Source organism: Mycobacterium sp. NGS66, from assembly GCF_059812225.1.
Map to the genome: position 1 here is coordinate 293,801 of NZ_JCALCG010000004.1, position 13,887 is coordinate 307,687.

13 protein-coding genes are annotated in these 13,887 nt (G+C 66.8%); 8 read left to right on the plus strand and 5 right to left on the minus strand.

Annotated features, from left to right (window positions below):
- Positions 1 to 9 precede the first annotated feature (9 nt).
- Entirely contained in the window at positions 10 to 1,047 is a 1,038-nt protein-coding gene (gene bioB / locus AC5Y2L_RS11310) for a biotin synthase BioB (RefSeq protein ID WP_499938720.1), read from the minus strand.
- A gap of 140 nt (positions 1,048 to 1,187) precedes the next feature.
- On the opposite strand from bioB, the gene AC5Y2L_RS11315 reads away from it, so the two are divergent.
- The 6 genes from AC5Y2L_RS11315 (at position 1,188) to AC5Y2L_RS11340 (ending at position 8,727) form a co-directional block, all read left to right on the plus strand.
- On the plus strand, positions 1,188 to 1,361 hold the full coding sequence (locus AC5Y2L_RS11315; protein ID WP_499938719.1) for a hypothetical protein: 174 nt from the start codon (positions 1,188 to 1,190) through the stop codon (positions 1,359 to 1,361).
- Positions 1,362 to 1,455: 94 nt separating this feature from the next.
- Positions 1,456 to 3,294 (plus strand): hypothetical protein, encoded by a 1,839-nt coding sequence (locus AC5Y2L_RS11320; protein WP_499943883.1) that lies wholly within the window; start codon positions 1,456 to 1,458, stop codon positions 3,292 to 3,294.
- Positions 3,294 to 3,686: a hypothetical protein gene (locus tag AC5Y2L_RS11325; RefSeq protein ID WP_499938716.1), complete on the plus strand. Its 393-nt coding sequence runs from the start codon at positions 3,294 to 3,296 to the stop codon at positions 3,684 to 3,686. Before AC5Y2L_RS11320 ends, AC5Y2L_RS11325 begins: the two co-directional genes overlap by 1 nt.
- On the plus strand, positions 3,683 to 5,044 hold the full coding sequence (locus AC5Y2L_RS11330) for a hypothetical protein (RefSeq protein ID WP_499938714.1): 1,362 nt from the start codon (positions 3,683 to 3,685) through the stop codon (positions 5,042 to 5,044). Before AC5Y2L_RS11325 ends, AC5Y2L_RS11330 begins: the two co-directional genes overlap by 4 nt.
- 114 nt (positions 5,045 to 5,158) lie before the next feature.
- A complete protein-coding gene (locus AC5Y2L_RS11335) occupies positions 5,159 to 7,327 on the plus strand; it encodes an adenylate/guanylate cyclase domain-containing protein (RefSeq protein WP_499938712.1) in 2,169 nt (722 codons plus the stop codon).
- Positions 7,328 to 7,332: 5 nt separating this feature from the next.
- On the plus strand, positions 7,333 to 8,727 hold the full coding sequence (locus AC5Y2L_RS11340; RefSeq protein WP_499938773.1) for a mechanosensitive ion channel domain-containing protein: 1,395 nt from the start codon (positions 7,333 to 7,335) through the stop codon (positions 8,725 to 8,727).
- A gap of 3 nt (positions 8,728 to 8,730) precedes the next feature.
- On the opposite strand, the gene AC5Y2L_RS11345 is transcribed toward AC5Y2L_RS11340, so the two are convergent.
- From AC5Y2L_RS11345 to AC5Y2L_RS11360, 4 genes are read right to left on the minus strand one after another with little or no spacing between them, the layout of a single operon-like run.
- Positions 8,731 to 9,240 (minus strand): 2'-5' RNA ligase family protein, encoded by a 510-nt coding sequence (locus AC5Y2L_RS11345; protein ID WP_499938710.1) that lies wholly within the window; start codon positions 9,238 to 9,240, stop codon positions 8,731 to 8,733.
- Positions 9,240 to 9,920: a dethiobiotin synthase gene (gene bioD, locus AC5Y2L_RS11350; protein ID WP_499938708.1), complete on the minus strand. Its 681-nt coding sequence runs from the start codon at positions 9,918 to 9,920 to the stop codon at positions 9,240 to 9,242. The genes AC5Y2L_RS11345 and bioD overlap by 1 nt, the downstream gene beginning before the upstream one ends.
- Positions 9,917 to 11,065 (minus strand): 8-amino-7-oxononanoate synthase, encoded by a 1,149-nt coding sequence (locus AC5Y2L_RS11355; protein WP_499938706.1) that lies wholly within the window; start codon positions 11,063 to 11,065, stop codon positions 9,917 to 9,919. The genes bioD and AC5Y2L_RS11355 overlap by 4 nt, the downstream gene beginning before the upstream one ends.
- Before the next feature lie 6 nt (positions 11,066 to 11,071).
- Positions 11,072 to 12,376, minus strand: coding sequence for an adenosylmethionine--8-amino-7-oxononanoate transaminase (locus AC5Y2L_RS11360; RefSeq protein WP_499938704.1), 1,305 nt, complete (start codon positions 12,374 to 12,376; stop codon positions 11,072 to 11,074).
- A 96-nt stretch (positions 12,377 to 12,472) separates the two neighbouring features.
- Here AC5Y2L_RS11360 and AC5Y2L_RS11365 point away from each other — a divergent pair, with 96 nt between their 5' ends.
- A complete protein-coding gene (locus tag AC5Y2L_RS11365) occupies positions 12,473 to 12,880 on the plus strand; it encodes a hypothetical protein (RefSeq protein WP_499938702.1) in 408 nt (135 codons plus the stop codon).
- A gap of 198 nt (positions 12,881 to 13,078) precedes the next feature.
- Positions 13,079 to 13,855, plus strand: coding sequence for an NlpC/P60 family peptidoglycan-binding protein RipD (ripD, locus tag AC5Y2L_RS11370; RefSeq protein WP_499938772.1), 777 nt, complete (start codon positions 13,079 to 13,081; stop codon positions 13,853 to 13,855).
- The last annotated feature ends 32 nt before the right edge of the window (positions 13,856 to 13,887 follow it).

Genomic DNA, 13,887 nt, shown 5'->3' on the forward strand with positions numbered 1-13,887 from the left:
CCCAGTCTCTTACAGGCTGGCGTTGAGCGCCTTGATCGGCATGTGCAGGTCGTCGAGCAGTTCCAGATCGGCCTCGGCCGGACGGCCCAGTGTGGTCAGGTAGTTGCCGACGATCACGGCGTTGATGCCGCCCAGGATGCCCTGCTTGGCCCCGAGGTCGCCGAGGGTGATCTCCCGGCCCCCGGCGAAGCGCAGCATGGTGCGCGGCAACGCCAGCCGGAAAGCGGCCACCGACTTGAGGGCTTCGGTGGCCGGCATCACCTCGAGGTCGCCGAACGGGGTACCGGGTCGCGGATTGAGGAAGTTCAACGGCACCTCGTCGGGACCCAGCTCGGCGAGCTCGGCGGCGAATTCGGCGCGCTGCTCGAGCGTCTCCCCCATGCCGAGGATGCCGCCGCAGCACACCTCCATCCCCGCGTCACGCACCATCGACAAGGTCTGCCAACGCTCTTCCCAGGTGTGCGTGGTCACGACGGTGGTGAAAAACGACCGCGCGGTCTCGAGGTTGTGGTTGTAGCGGTGCACGCCCATCTCCGAGAGCCGGTCCACCTGCTCGGGAGTGAGCATTCCCAGCGAGCACGCGATGTTGATCTCCACCTCGTCGCGAATGGCCTCGATGCCGGCCGCGACCTGCGCCATCAACCGCTCGTCGGGCCCGCGCACGGCGGCCACGATGCAGAACTCAGTGGCCCCGGACTTGGCGGTCTGCTTGGCCGCCTCGACCAGGCTGGGGATGTCGAGCCAGGCGCTGCGCACCGGCGAAGCGAACAGCCCGGACTGGGAGCAGAAATGGCAATCCTCCGGGCACCCGCCGGTTTTCAGGCTGATGATGCCCTCGACCTCGACCTCGGGCCCGCACCAGCGCATCCGCACCTCGTGGGCCAGCGCCAGGAGTTCCTCGAGCCGATCGTCGGGCAGCTGCAGCACTTGCAGCACCTGGTCCTTGGTCAGTCCGTGGCCGCGCTCCAGGACCTGCTCACGGGCCGTGACCAAAATGTCGGCGTCGTGGTCGGCTTCGGCCGTCGGTCGAGTTGCCGCTTGCGTCACCAAGTACTCCCTGCATGTGTGTTGGCATGGCCGCGCACGCGCCCATATCTGCCACGTGGTCGTGGCAGCGCCGAAGAATAAGGTGTTCAAAGTAGGGTAGCGGCCACAGATAACCGCGACCGCCCGGGTATACGACCACCATGATCACCGCGACTACCGCCCTAGTGGAGGCCCACGTGGAGTACGTGGCACACCACATGCTGCTGCTCGCGGTGCCTGCCTTCTTGCCAGCCGTCGTCGTCGTCGGCGTCATCTTGTACGTCGCGATGAAGGATCGGCGCCGCAGCCCTCCTTCCGGCAAAAAACAGGATTGATCGGCGACCGAAGCGGGCATTCTGCGCAAGTCGCTTCTTACTTTGCAGTAAGTTCAGCGGCGCGGATCAACTTTCCCGGCGAGCGTGAGAGGCAATGACCGTGGAGTTAGGAATTGTGGCCGAGGCGCCTGCCCGAGGCGCCGGATTGGACCAGGTGATCGGGCTTTCCATCGCCGCGGTGGTGATCGCGGCGGTCATGCTGTGGGTGGGCCATGCGCATCGGACCAGGCGGATCACCTGGCTGGGCCGGTTCGCCGACTGGATGGGCGTCAAGTTCAAGCGCCCGTCCTGGGTGGCGCTGCCGGTCCTGGTGTACACCACATCGATCATTTGCGCCCTGTTCGGGTTCATCTGGGACGTCAGCTGGCATATCGGTAACGGCCGCGACCCCGGCCCGCTGGCCAACCCGGCGCACTATTTCATCATCATCGGCTTATTCGGGATCTTCGTCGGCGGAATGCTGGCGATCGCGCTGCCGTTCGACAAGCCGGGTCCGGCCGCGGTGCGCATCACCAACAATTGGTACGCACCCGTCGGCGGCATCCTGATGGCCGGATGCGGCATGTACGCGCTGATCGGGTTTCCGCTCGACGACATCTGGCACCGGATCTTCGGGCAAGACGTCACCCTGTGGGGCCCAACGCATTTGATGATGATCGGCGGCGCCGGATTCTCCCTTTTCGCGGTGTTGATGCTGGAGCGCGAGGGCGAGGCGGTAGAGGGTGAACAGGTTGCATTCGGCCCGTTCATCTCGTTTCTGCGCTACCTCTCGTTCGGCGGAATGTTCATCGGCCTGTCGGTCTATCAGATCGAGTTCGACTTCGGCGTGCCGCAATTCCGGCTGGTGTTTCAGCCGATGCTGATCGCCGCGGCCGCCGCGATAGCGGCTGTCGCTGCCCGGATCACCATGGGCCGGGGCGGGGCGATAATCGCGGCCTTGTTCGCGATCGCCTTGCGGGGCGCGGTGGCAGTGCTCGTCGGCCCCATCTTGGGGGCTCCGATCAACTGGTTCCCGCTCTATCTGGGACCGGCGCTGGTGGTCGAGTTGGTGGCACTGACGCCACTATTGTGGCGCCCGATCGCCTTCGGCGCGGTCTCGGGTCTCGGCGTGGCCACCGTTGGGCTCTGGCTGGAATCGCTGTGGATTGGCGCGGTCTATCACTACCCGTGGCCGGTCAGTATGTGGGGCCAGGCCCTGGCAATGGCTGTGCCCGTGGGGGTGTTGGCAGGCACGTGCGGCGGGCTGTTCGGCATGGTGCTCACCGGCCAGCGCCTGCCCAGCCGCGGGATCGGCATTGCGGTGGTGGCGGCCACCGTGCTGGTCATCGGCGGCGCGGTGGCCAACGGGCTACACATCGTTGTTCCTCGAGACGACAACGCCAGGATCACGTTGACCGATCTTCCCGGCAGTCCACCCGACCAGCGCATGGTGTCGGTCGATCTGCAGCTCACGCCGGACAGCATGGTCAGCGACAATCCGGAATGGGTCACTGTTCTGTCCTGGCAGGGGCGCATGGAGAACAACCGGGGTCTGATGATCGACAAGCTCCGGAAAGTCGGTCCAGGGCACTACGTTTCCACCCAGCCGGTCCCCGTATGGGGTTCCTGGAAGACCCTGATGAGGATTCAAGACGGCTACACGATGACGGCAGTGCCGATCTATGAGCCACAAGATTCGGCCCTTCCCGCGCCGCAGGGCAACGAGGTGCCCGCCGTGTCAACCACCCGGCCGTTCGTTCAGGAAACAACGATCCTGCAGCGCGAGCGTGACCCGGGTGCCCCGGCTTGGTTATTCACCGCCGGCTCAATCGTGGTGCTGATCTTCACCCTGATGGTCATCGCCGGGTTGACCTGGGGCGCGGGCCGGATCAACAACGCGGTTGGCGAGCCCGAGCCGGTCGAGGAGAAGCAAGCTCCGCCCCGGGCGGCCTGATGGGGGTCGCGAAGCGCGCCGTCTGCATTCTTGCGACGGCAATGCTGATGTGCGGGTTGGCCGGCTGCGGCGGTGCCCATGACGCAGGCAGTCCGAGTGCGTCGAACACGGCCGGCGGCGCGGGCGGCCCGGTGGTCGACGTCGTCATCGCCAACGGGCAGGTCACGCCCACCAACGCCACGCTGCAGGCCAAGGTCAACCAGCAGATCACGTTGAAAGTCAGCAGCGATGCCGCCGACGAGCTGCACGTGCACTCGACTCCCGATCACAAGTTCCAGGTCGCGGCCGCACCCAACCAGACGTTTCAGTTCAGCGTCGACGTGCCCGGCACCGTCGAGGTCGAACTGCATCATCTGAAGCGCACCATCGCCACCATTCAAGTGCGCCCGTGAACCACGCCGCGGCGGTGCTGGCGCACGGCCTTGGCGGCTCGGGCGACCTCCCGGTTCCGTATGCCTATGCGATGGTCGGCGCGGCGTGGGCGTTGACGTTCACCTTCGCGCTGGTGGCCTTCGCGTGGCGGCGGCCGCGGTTCGACCCGCTCAAGCCAGGGCGTCCGTTGCCGGCGGCCGTGACCACGCTGGTCGATGCGCGCGCGACTCGCTGGGCGGTCGCGGGCGTGGCGCTGGTTTTCGCGGCATGGGCAGTGGCGGCCGGCGTCTGGGGTCCGGAAACGCAGTCGAACGCGTTGCTCGGGGCGTTCTACGTGCTGCTGTGGGTCGGCCTGGTGGCGGTTTCGTTGTGCTTCGGACCGGTATGGCGAGTGCTCTCCCCGATGCGCACGGTGTACCTGCTGCTGCGGCGAGTCGCGCCGGAGCGGGTTGGCCGGCCGCGGCTGTCTTATCCGGAACCCTGGGGATATCGGCCCGCCGCGGCGGGCCTGTTCGCCTTCGTCTGGATGGAGCTGGCCAGCCCGGACTCGGCATCTCTGCCGTGGGTACGGACGTGGCTGCTGACCTATGCCGTGGTGCTGCTGATCGGAGCGTGGCTGTGCGGGCAACGCTGGCTGGCCCGCGCCGACCCGTTCGGCGTCTACAGCGTCGCCGTCTCGCGCCTGTGCCCGTTTCGGCGCAACCCGGCCACCGGGAAAATCGTCGTGGGAAACCCGCTCGACCACCTGCCGTCGCTGCCGGTCCGCCCGGGGGTGGTGGTGCTGTTGGCGGTGCTGCTGGGGTCGACGGCGTTCGACAGCTTCTCGTCGTCACCGACGTGGCGGAACTTCGCCGATGGGCTAGCGCGCGCGGCCCACGGTGTGCCGGCCACGGTTTCCTCGTCCGTGTTGCGCAGTATCGGGCTGGTGGTCTTCATTTCGGTTGTGGCCGTGACGTTTTCGCTGGCCGCCCGGGCCACGGGCGGGCTTGACCGTGAGCAGCGTCGCGGCCTGCCGGGCCAGATGGCGCATTCGCTGATCCCGATCGTGGTGGGCTACATCTTCGCGCACTACCTCACCTACCTGGTGGAGCGCGGACAGCAGGCCGTGTTCGCCTTGGCCGACCCATTCGGCCAGGGCTGGAATCCGCTGGGTTTGGCGCATCTGCACGTCGCCTACGTGTTGTCCGCTCATCCCCCGGTGCTCGCCGGGATCAAGGTGGCATGCGTGGTAACCGGGCACATCGTGGCGGTGATCGCGGCTCACGACAAAGCACTGCGGCTGCTGCCGGCCGGCCATCAGCTGACCGGCCAGCTGACCATGATGCTGGTCATGGTGGGCTACACATTCACCGGCCTGTACCTGCTGTTCGGGGGGTAGACGCTCCGGCACTTGTCTGAGCCTGGCGGATCCGTTTCGATCGTTGCGGACTGCGTGGTGATCACGTCGTGATTATGTGGTGGTCACGCCAGACCCCCAGCGAGAGGAAGTCAGTTGACACCGCAACGCTCGAGCGAGGTACGCGCGGATGAGGAAGCTCCGGGCCGCAAGGGAAAACGTCGTCCACGCGCGCTCTCGCGGATCAGCATCCAGTCGAAGGTGATGATCATGCTGCTGGTGTCCAGCCTGATGTCGTTGGGTGTGATCGGGGTGGTCGGATACGTCGCCGCCCGGCAGGCGCTGCTGCCCGCGGTGTCCGAACGGATGACGCAATTGCGGGAGGCGCAGAAGCGTGCAATCGAGACGCTGTTCGCGGACCTGACCAATTCGCTGGTGATCTATAGCCGCGGAACTACCGTGGTGGAGGCGGTTCAGGCCTTTACCGCCGGCTTCGACCAACTGGCGAACGCGCCCGTCGATGCCGGGCAACAGCAGGCGCTGGTGAACTACTACACCGATAAACTGATCAAACCCATCGAACGGGACACCGGCACCAAGCTGGATCTCGATGCCGTACTGCCCAGCAACAATTCGCAGAGATACCTGCAGGCCCACTACACCGCCGCGGGGGCTTCGCCCGCAACCGACGACGCCGGCGACGGCAGCGCGTGGTCAGCCGCGAATGCCCGTTTCAACAACTACTTTCGCGAGATTGCAACTCGCTTCGAATACCGCGATGCGCTGCTGCTCGATACCCGCGGCAACGTCATTTACAGCGTGAACAAGAGTGCCGCACTCGGCACCAACGTCCTCACCGGTCCTTATCGGCAATCCAACCTCCGTGGTGCCTACGAGAAGGCCATGGCCGCAACCTCAGTCGACTTCGTGTGGATCACCGACTTCCAGCCCTATCAGCCCGCTCTCGGCATGCCCATCGCATGGTTGGTGTCACCAATCGGCGCACCCGGCAGAGCTTCGGGTGTGCTGGCGCTGCCGTTGCCGATCGCGAAAGTGAACCGCATCATGACCGCCGACAAGCAGTGGGAGGCAGTCGGCATGGGCACGACCGGCGAGACTTATCTCGCCGGCCCCGACAACTTGATGCGTTCTGATTCGCGGTTATTCGTCGAAGATCCACGGCGATTCAGGAACGAGGTGGTAGCGGCGGGCACACGAGCCGATATCGTTGACAAAGCTATCAAGTGGGGTGGCACGACTCTGGTCCAGCCTGTCGCGACCACTGCGGTCCGCGCTGCCGAACGCGGAGAGACCGGCACCGTGATCGACACCGACTATCTGGGTCGCCGCGAGCTGGCGGCCTACGCGCCGCTGATTGTGCCGAATTCCGACCTGCACTGGTCGATTGTGGCGACCCGTGAAACCGCTGAAGCCAACGCCCGGGTGGCATCGGTCACCCATACACTCGTGTTGGCCACGGCGGCAATGGTTTTCGTCATCTGCATAGCTGCCTTGCTGGTCGCCCAGATATTCGTGCGCCCCATTCGGCGGTTGCAGGCCGGCGCAGAAGAGATCAGCGCCGGCAACTACGATGTCGCGATTCCGGTCACCTCTCGCGATGAAATCGGAGAACTCACAGAGACTTTCAACGATATGAGCCGCAGTCTGCAGATGAAGGAAGTTCTGCTGACCGAACAGCGAAAAGAAAACGACCGTCTGCTCGGGTCGTTGATGCCTGAGCCGGTTGCGCGGCGTTACCGCGAGGGCGAGCAAACTATCGCTTCGGAGCACCAGGACGTCGCGGTGATCTTCGCCGACATCGTCGGCCTCGACGACATCTCGAATGATCTGACGGGGCAGGAACTGGTTGGCATCGTCGACGAACTGATCCGGGAAATCGATTCCGCCGCCGAAGCACTTGGCGTCGAGCCGATTCGCACCCTGCACAACGGCTACCTCGCCAGCTGCGGGCTGAACTTTCCCCGATTGGACAGCGTGCACCGCACCGTCGAGTTCGCCGTCGAGATGCGAGACATCATCGAGCGGTTCAACAGCAAAACGGGCCATCATCTGGCACTGCGAGCCGGAATCAACACGGGCCATGTCATCAGTGGACTGGTCGGACGCTCCAGCATCGTGTACGACATGTGGGGCGCCGCGGTCAATCTGGCCCACCAGATGCGCAGCAGCACAACGCAATCGGGCATCTATGTCACCGCTCCGGTGTATGAGGCCGTGCACGATGTCCGGCGGTTCACCCCCGCGGGAACCATTACCGTCGGCGGCACTGAACAGCAGATCTGGCAATTATCGGAGGACCAGTGAACACCATGGATGCGTCATCGCTTTACTGGGCCGCCGGTGTGGTTTTTGGCTTGCCCCTGCTGCTGATCGGCCTGACCGAGTGGCACCAAGCCCTGGTGCGCAAGAGGAGTCATCTCGCCCGGCCCGTTCTGCTGCTGCGCAGTTACCTGGTCCCGTTGGCTGCGCTCCTGGTGCTGCTGGTGAACGTGGCGGACATACCGGCACAGATCACCTCGGTTCGCGTTCTGACGACGGTGTTCGGCTTCGTGGTGCTGGTGCTGTTGCTGTCCGGGCTGAACGCGACGGTGTTCGAGGGTGCGCCGCAGGGCTCCTGGCGCCAACGGATCCCGGGCATTTTCCTCGATGTCACCCGGTTCTTGCTGATCGGTGTGGGTCTGGCGGTCATTCTCTCCTATGTCTGGGGCGTGCGGGTCGGCGGACTTTTCACCGCGCTGGGTGTGACGTCCGTGGTCATCGGTCTGATGCTGCAGAACTCCGTCGGGCAGATTGTGTCCGGCCTGTTCATGTTGTTCGAGCAGCCGTTCCGAATCGGCGACTGGTTGGATACTCCGGGCGCCCAAGGCCAGATCGTGGAGGCGAACTGGCGTTCCGTCCATATCCGAACCGGCCGCGGCCTACAGATCACCCCCAACTCGGTGCTGGCCACCACGTCGTTCACGAATCTCAGCCGCCCGCCCGGCGCGCATCAACTCATGATGACGACGACTTTTTCCGAGGGCGACCCTCCCGACCGGGTGTGCGCGTTGCTGTCGGAGATCGCCGATGCGCTGCCACAGCGCAGGGCGGACGTCGCGGCCACCTCGGTGCCTGCCGGCGGTGGCGAGTATCACGTCACCATTGGGCTGAGGTCGCCCGCCGACGACGCCGCCGCGCAAGCCACCTTTCTGCGTTGGCTTTGGTATGCCGCACGGCGCGCGGGCCTTCATCTTGATAGCGCTGAAGACGACTTTTCGACGCCTGAGCGCGTCGAGACAGCGCTGCGGACGCTGGTGGCACCGGCCTTGCGGCTGAGTCCGGCAGACCAGCAGTCGCTGGGGTCGCACGCGAGAATGGTTCGCTACGGGGCCGATGAGATTGTCGAGCATGCCGGTCGGGTGCCCGGCAAGATGACCTTTCTGATCGCGGGGAGCGTGCGGTTGACCGGGGTCGCTCAGAGCGGGGCGAGCCTCGCCCTGGGCACCCTCGATGAAGGCTCGTTCCTCGGGGTGACTGCGCTGACCCGTCAGCCCAACCTGGCCGACGCACGGGCCATCGAGGAAGTGACAGCGCTGGAAATCGATCGCGATCACCTCGTCGAGTTCGTCATGAGTAAGCCATTGCTACTGCAAGACTTGGGTCGGACCATCGACGAGCGACGCACCAGAGTTCAGCAGGCAATGATGGCCGAGCGGGCCGGGTGATGCTCAGCCGATGGGGAATTCGGCGCGCTTGTTGCCCTCCCAGCGGCGCAACCCGGCGAAGCGGCCGTCGATCTGGGCGGGCCGCCCCGCAATGCGCAGCGCCCGGCCGAGTTGCGGTCCGCCGACGCGTCGGGCCAACGTGACGTGAGCGGTCCATTGACCCGGAAGGCTGTTGGACATCGGCGCGGGCGAAAGGTGCGAACGGCTTATCCGGTGCACCTCGTCGTGCAGGCCCAGCAGGTCTGCGGTAGGCACGATGAGCCGGGCAAAGACGACGTTCGCGCGGCCGAACAGCACCGGTGCGCCGACCGCGCAGTGCAGCGGGAGTCGCGCGGCGACCGGGGCGAGCAGCTCGTCGACCACTGGATCGACGCTCTCGGCGACGGCCAGCGTCACATGCGGTCGGCTGGCCGGGGCCTGGCTGGGTATGCCGGCGTCGGCCAGCTGCTCCCAAATGCGCCGGATCGCGGCCTCGGTGTCGCGGTCGAAGACCAGCTCGATTGAATGCACCATCAGCGGACCAGCGCCCTCACCCAGTCGGGGTCGAACGCGGCGGCGCTCATAGCGGCGAAGTCGGTGGGGTCCATCGACCCGGCGCCCGCGGGCAGCGCCGCCCGCAGCGGCGCCAGGCGGGCCAAGGCGATACGGTTCGACGTTTCCGCCAAGCCGGGCCGCGCCGGCCAGCTGCCGATGACCAGGCCTGCGCACGAAACGCCTTGCGTGCCAAGCGCTTCCAATGTGAGCGCGGTGTGGTTGAGAGTGCCCAGTTCCGCACTGACGGCAACCAGCGCCGCGGCACCGAGGTCGACGGCCAGGTCACGCAATGTCACGCCGGACTCGGCGAGCTCGACCAGCAATCCACCGGCGCCTTCGACCAAAGTCAGCCGTCCGGGGCGGTCCAGTCCGCGTACCAGACGCAGCAGCTCGTCACGGGTGGGCAACGCCATGCCGGCCTGCTCGGCCGCGGCCGCTGGCGCCAACGGCTGCGGGTACCGCGACAAGCCGGCGAGCTCGGTCACTCCGGACAACCGGGCCACGTCGGCCAGGTCGTCGTCGCCGCAGGCGGTGCCGGTCTGCACGGGTTTGCACACCGCCACGTCGATGCCGGCCTGGCGCGCGTGGGATGACAGCGCCGCGGTGACGACGGTCTTGCCGACACCGGTTCCTGTCCCGGTGACGACCAGCACCGTCAACGGCGCGCCCCGGAGAGAACCTCGGTCAGCACCCGCTGGGCCAGTTCGAGGTCGGCGGCGTCCAGCGAAGCACGCGCCGAGAGCCTCAGCCGTGAGGTGCCGGCCGGAACCGTAGGAGGCCGGAAGCAACCGACCCGCACGCCGGCGTCCCAGCAGGCGGTGGCGGCGGCCAACGCCACCTCGGGGTCACCGAGAATCACCGACACCACAGCTGACTCGGGCATCGGCGTTACATCGCAGACCCCGGCCAGGATGCGGGCATGGCGCAGTACCGCTTCCGGACGCCACGGCTCGGCCGTCAGTACGCGCAGCGCGGCCTGGGCGGCACCGACCGCCGCCGGGGCCAGCCCGGTGTCGAAGATGAATGGGCGGGCGGCGTCGATCAGGTGATCGCGAACCGGCTGCGGCCCGAGGACAACTCCGCCCTGACTGCCCAGCGCTTTCGACAACGTCGTCGTCACCACCAGGTCAGGAGCACCCGCCAAACCCAGCTCTTGTACCAGCCCGCGGCCGCTGCCGCGCACACCCAGGCCGTGCGCCTCGTCGACGATCAGCAGCGCACCGTGCCGACGGCAGACGTCGTGCAGTTCACGGACCGGCGCCAGCGCACCGTCGGCACTGAACACCGAGTCGGTGACGACGACGGCGCGCTCCTCCCGGCGCGACTGCAGGGCCGCGTTCACCGCGTCGACGTCGCGGTGCGGCGTCACCACTACCCGGGCCCGTGATAGCCGGCAGGCATCTACCAGCGACGCGTGCGAGTAGGCGTCGGACACCAGCAGCGAACCCGGTCCCGAAAGGCCGACCACCGCGCCCAGATTGGCCGTGTAGCCCGAGGAGAACAGCAGCCCCGCCGACGCGCCGACGTAGTCGGCGAGTTCTGCTTCGAACTCCTGGTGCAGTTCGGTGTCGCCGGTGACCAGGCGCGAACCGGTGGCTCCGGCGCCCCAGGTGCGCAGTGCCTGGACGCCACCGTCGATGACGTCGGGATGCTGCGACAGGCCGAGGTAGTCGTTGGAGGCCAGGTCCAGCTCGGTGGCGACCGGCGGACGCGGCCGCAACGAGCGCCGCAAGCCGGCCTCGCGGCGCTGCTGTTCCACCTCGCCCAGCCAGGCCAGCGGCGACGTCTCGATCGGTGCCTTCATCGCCGTTCAGCCTACGAGTCGGGCGACCTCGACCATCGCCGAGGTGATCTGAGCGATCTCGTCGGGCGAACAGATGTAAGGCGGCATCGCGTAGATGAGGTTCCGGAACGGACGCAGCCATACCCCGTGGTCGAGCGCGGCCGGGGTAGCGACGGCCAGATCGACCGGCCGGTCGCATTCGATGACGCCGATGGCACCGCGCACCCGGACGTCGGTCACGGCCGGCAACGCCCGCGCGGGCTGCAGACCGGCCGTCAACCCGGCGGCGATCTCCCCCACCCGCGACCGCCAGTCCTGGCCGAGCAGCACCTCGACACTTGCCACCGACACCGCACAGGCCAGCGGATTGGCCATGAACGTGGGTCCGTGCATCAGCGCGCCGGCCTCCCCGGCGCTGATGGTGTGCGCGATATCGGTGGTGCACAAGGTCGCGGCCAGACTGAGGTATCCGCCGGTCAGCGCCTTGCCGACGCACATGATGTCCGGGCTCACCCCGGCGTGGTCGGCGGCGAACAGCTCGCCGGTGCGGCCGAAGCCGGTGGCGATCTCGTCGAAGATCAGCAACACGTCGTGTCGCCGGCAGATATCGCGCAGGTCGCGCAGATAGCGCGGGTCGTGAAAGCGCATGCCGCCGGCGCCCTGCACCACCGGCTCGACGACGACCGCCGCGAGCTCGCCGGCGTGGCGGGCCAGCAATGCCTCGAAGGCCGCGCTGTAGTCGTCGTCGTAGTCACCCGGCACCTGCGGAGCGAAAACTTGGTCGGCCAGAATGTCCGTCCACAACGAGTGCATGCCGCCGTCGGGGTCGCAAATGCTCATCGGTGTGAACGTGTCGCCGTGGTAGCCGCCGCGCCAGGTCATCAGCCGATGCTTGGCGGGCCGGCCCCGGCTGCGCCAGTACTGCAGCGCCATCTTCACCGCCACCTCGACCGACACCGAGCCGGAATCGCTGAAGAACACGGTCTGCAACCCCGCCGGGGTGATGTCGACCAGCAGCTGCGCCAGCCGGGCGGCCGGCTCGTGGGTGAGCCCGCCGAACATGACGTGGTTCATGAGGCCGAGCTGCCGGGTCAGCGCCGCGTCCAGCACCGGGTGACCGTGTCCGTGGATCGCCGTCCACCAGGAGCTCATCGCGTCGAGCACGTCGACCGCTTTGCCGTCGCGGATCAGGGTCAGCCACGCCCCGCGGGCGGCCACCGCCACGATGGGCGGTATGACTTCAGCGCCGATGGTGCTGTAGGGATGCCACAGATGGGCGGCGTCGATCGCGCTGACCTGCTCGGGTGTCAGCCCGGGAGGCATCGCAGACATAGAGAACGAGGGTATGCGGGTCGCCGGGCCGGTGGTCAGCGACCCGTCTTGCGACATCGGTCGCAGAAATCGCCGACATCGGGAAGCATCTGACTGATGGCGTCGCCGCATCAGCCCGACGAGGACATCGAGGACTACGACGCCCATGAGGCCATTCGGCTGCGGATCGCCGTCTGGGACGTGGTTTGCACCTGCGGTTTGCTGACCCTGCTGGTGGTTCTGGCCACCACGACGAGCTTGCCCGCGCGGATGTTCGGCTTCGCCGCCGACGCGTGCCCGGACGGCAGTTGCGGACCGGTGCCGTTCGGCCTGGATCAGTACATCTACCCCGTTATGTGGGGTGGGATCGGGGCGGCGGTTGCCGCGGCGGCGATCGGCCCGGTCGTTTCCCTGCTGCGGGGGTGGTACATGTTCTTCTGGCCAATCGTGGCGGCGGGCGTGCTGATGGTCAGCTCGCTGGCCGGCTACGCGTTGACAACTTTCAGCGAACGATTTTGGCACTAACGCCGGTGCGCAGGGACCCGGAATCGGCCCGGGCAGTCACCGTGCGATCTCATTCCGACAAATAATCCTCCGCGCACCTGGCGGCGCCCACTTTCTGTTGCGAAAGTGTCTGAAGTGACTGATGTGAAAACTGTGCGCAGCGGCCATAGCGCGATTCGCGCGCAGTCATCGCGCTACGGCAACGGTCCCCAAGAGAGGGTGAAATTCAGCATGAAACGCATCTACGCCTTCGCTGTCGGGCTGATGGTGTCGGTGGCTCCGGTGGTGGCTGTCGCTGACCTGGCGACCGGCCTCGCCGCAGCGGATCCGGGCGCCAGGCCGATGGACTACCAGCAGGCCACCGACGTGGTGGTCGCGCGCGGCCTTTCACAACGCGGCGTGCCGTTTTCCTGGGCGGGCGGCGGCGTCAACGGTCCCAGCCGCGGTACCGGCAAAGGCGCCATGACCGTCGGGTTCGACGCGTCCGGCCTGATGCAGTATGCGTATGCCGGTGCGGGGATCAAGCTGCCCCGCTCGTCCGGCCAGATGTACCGCGTAGGGCAAAAAGTGCTGCCGCAGCAGGCCCGCAAGGGCGACCTGATCTTCTATGGTCCCGAGGGCACGCAGAGCGTCGCGATGTACCTCGGCAACGGCCAGATGCTCGAGGTCGGTGACGTGGTCCAGGTTTCACCCGTCCGCAGCAGCGGCATGGCGCCGTATTTGGTGCGCGTTCTGGGAACTCAGCAGGCGCCGGTGCAACAGGCACCGGTGCAACAGTCGCCAGTGCAACAGTCGCCAGTGCAGCAGGTGCCGGGCCAGCAGGCGCCGGTGCAGCAAGTTCCTGGCCAGCAGGTGCCGGGTCAACAGCTGCCGACGCAGCAGTCGCCGTTGCAACCGGCACCCACTCCGCAGGCGCCGTTGCAACTGGCACCTACGCAGCCGGCCGCGCCAGGGCAACCGGCACAGCAACCGGCGATCGTCCCCGCCACGCGGTAACCGCCGAAAGCCGCCGATTTCCCGCCAGCTGA

Bases quoted from the DNA above. Each gene is read 5' to 3' on its own strand.
- AC5Y2L_RS11320 (WP_499943883.1), top strand. From the start codon at position 1,456: ATGACCGTGGAGTTAGGAATTGTGGCCGAGGCGCCTGCCCGAGGCGCC.
- AC5Y2L_RS11325 (WP_499938716.1), top strand. From the start codon at position 3,294: ATGGGGGTCGCGAAGCGCGCCGTCTGCATTCTTGCGACGGCAATGCTG.
- AC5Y2L_RS11345 (WP_499938710.1), bottom strand. From the start codon at position 9,240: ATGGTGCATTCAATCGAGCTGGTCTTCGACCGCGACACCGAGGCCGCG.
- AC5Y2L_RS11355 (WP_499938706.1), bottom strand. From the start codon at position 11,065: ATGAAGGCACCGATCGAGACGTCGCCGCTGGCCTGGCTGGGCGAGGTG.
- AC5Y2L_RS11360 (WP_499938704.1), bottom strand. From the start codon at position 12,376: ATGTCTGCGATGCCTCCCGGGCTGACACCCGAGCAGGTCAGCGCGATC.
- AC5Y2L_RS11315 (WP_499938719.1), top strand. From the start codon at position 1,188: ATGATCACCGCGACTACCGCCCTAGTGGAGGCCCACGTGGAGTACGTG.
- AC5Y2L_RS11365 (WP_499938702.1), top strand. From the start codon at position 12,473: ATGGCGTCGCCGCATCAGCCCGACGAGGACATCGAGGACTACGACGCC.
- AC5Y2L_RS11340 (WP_499938773.1), top strand. From the start codon at position 7,333: ATGGATGCGTCATCGCTTTACTGGGCCGCCGGTGTGGTTTTTGGCTTG.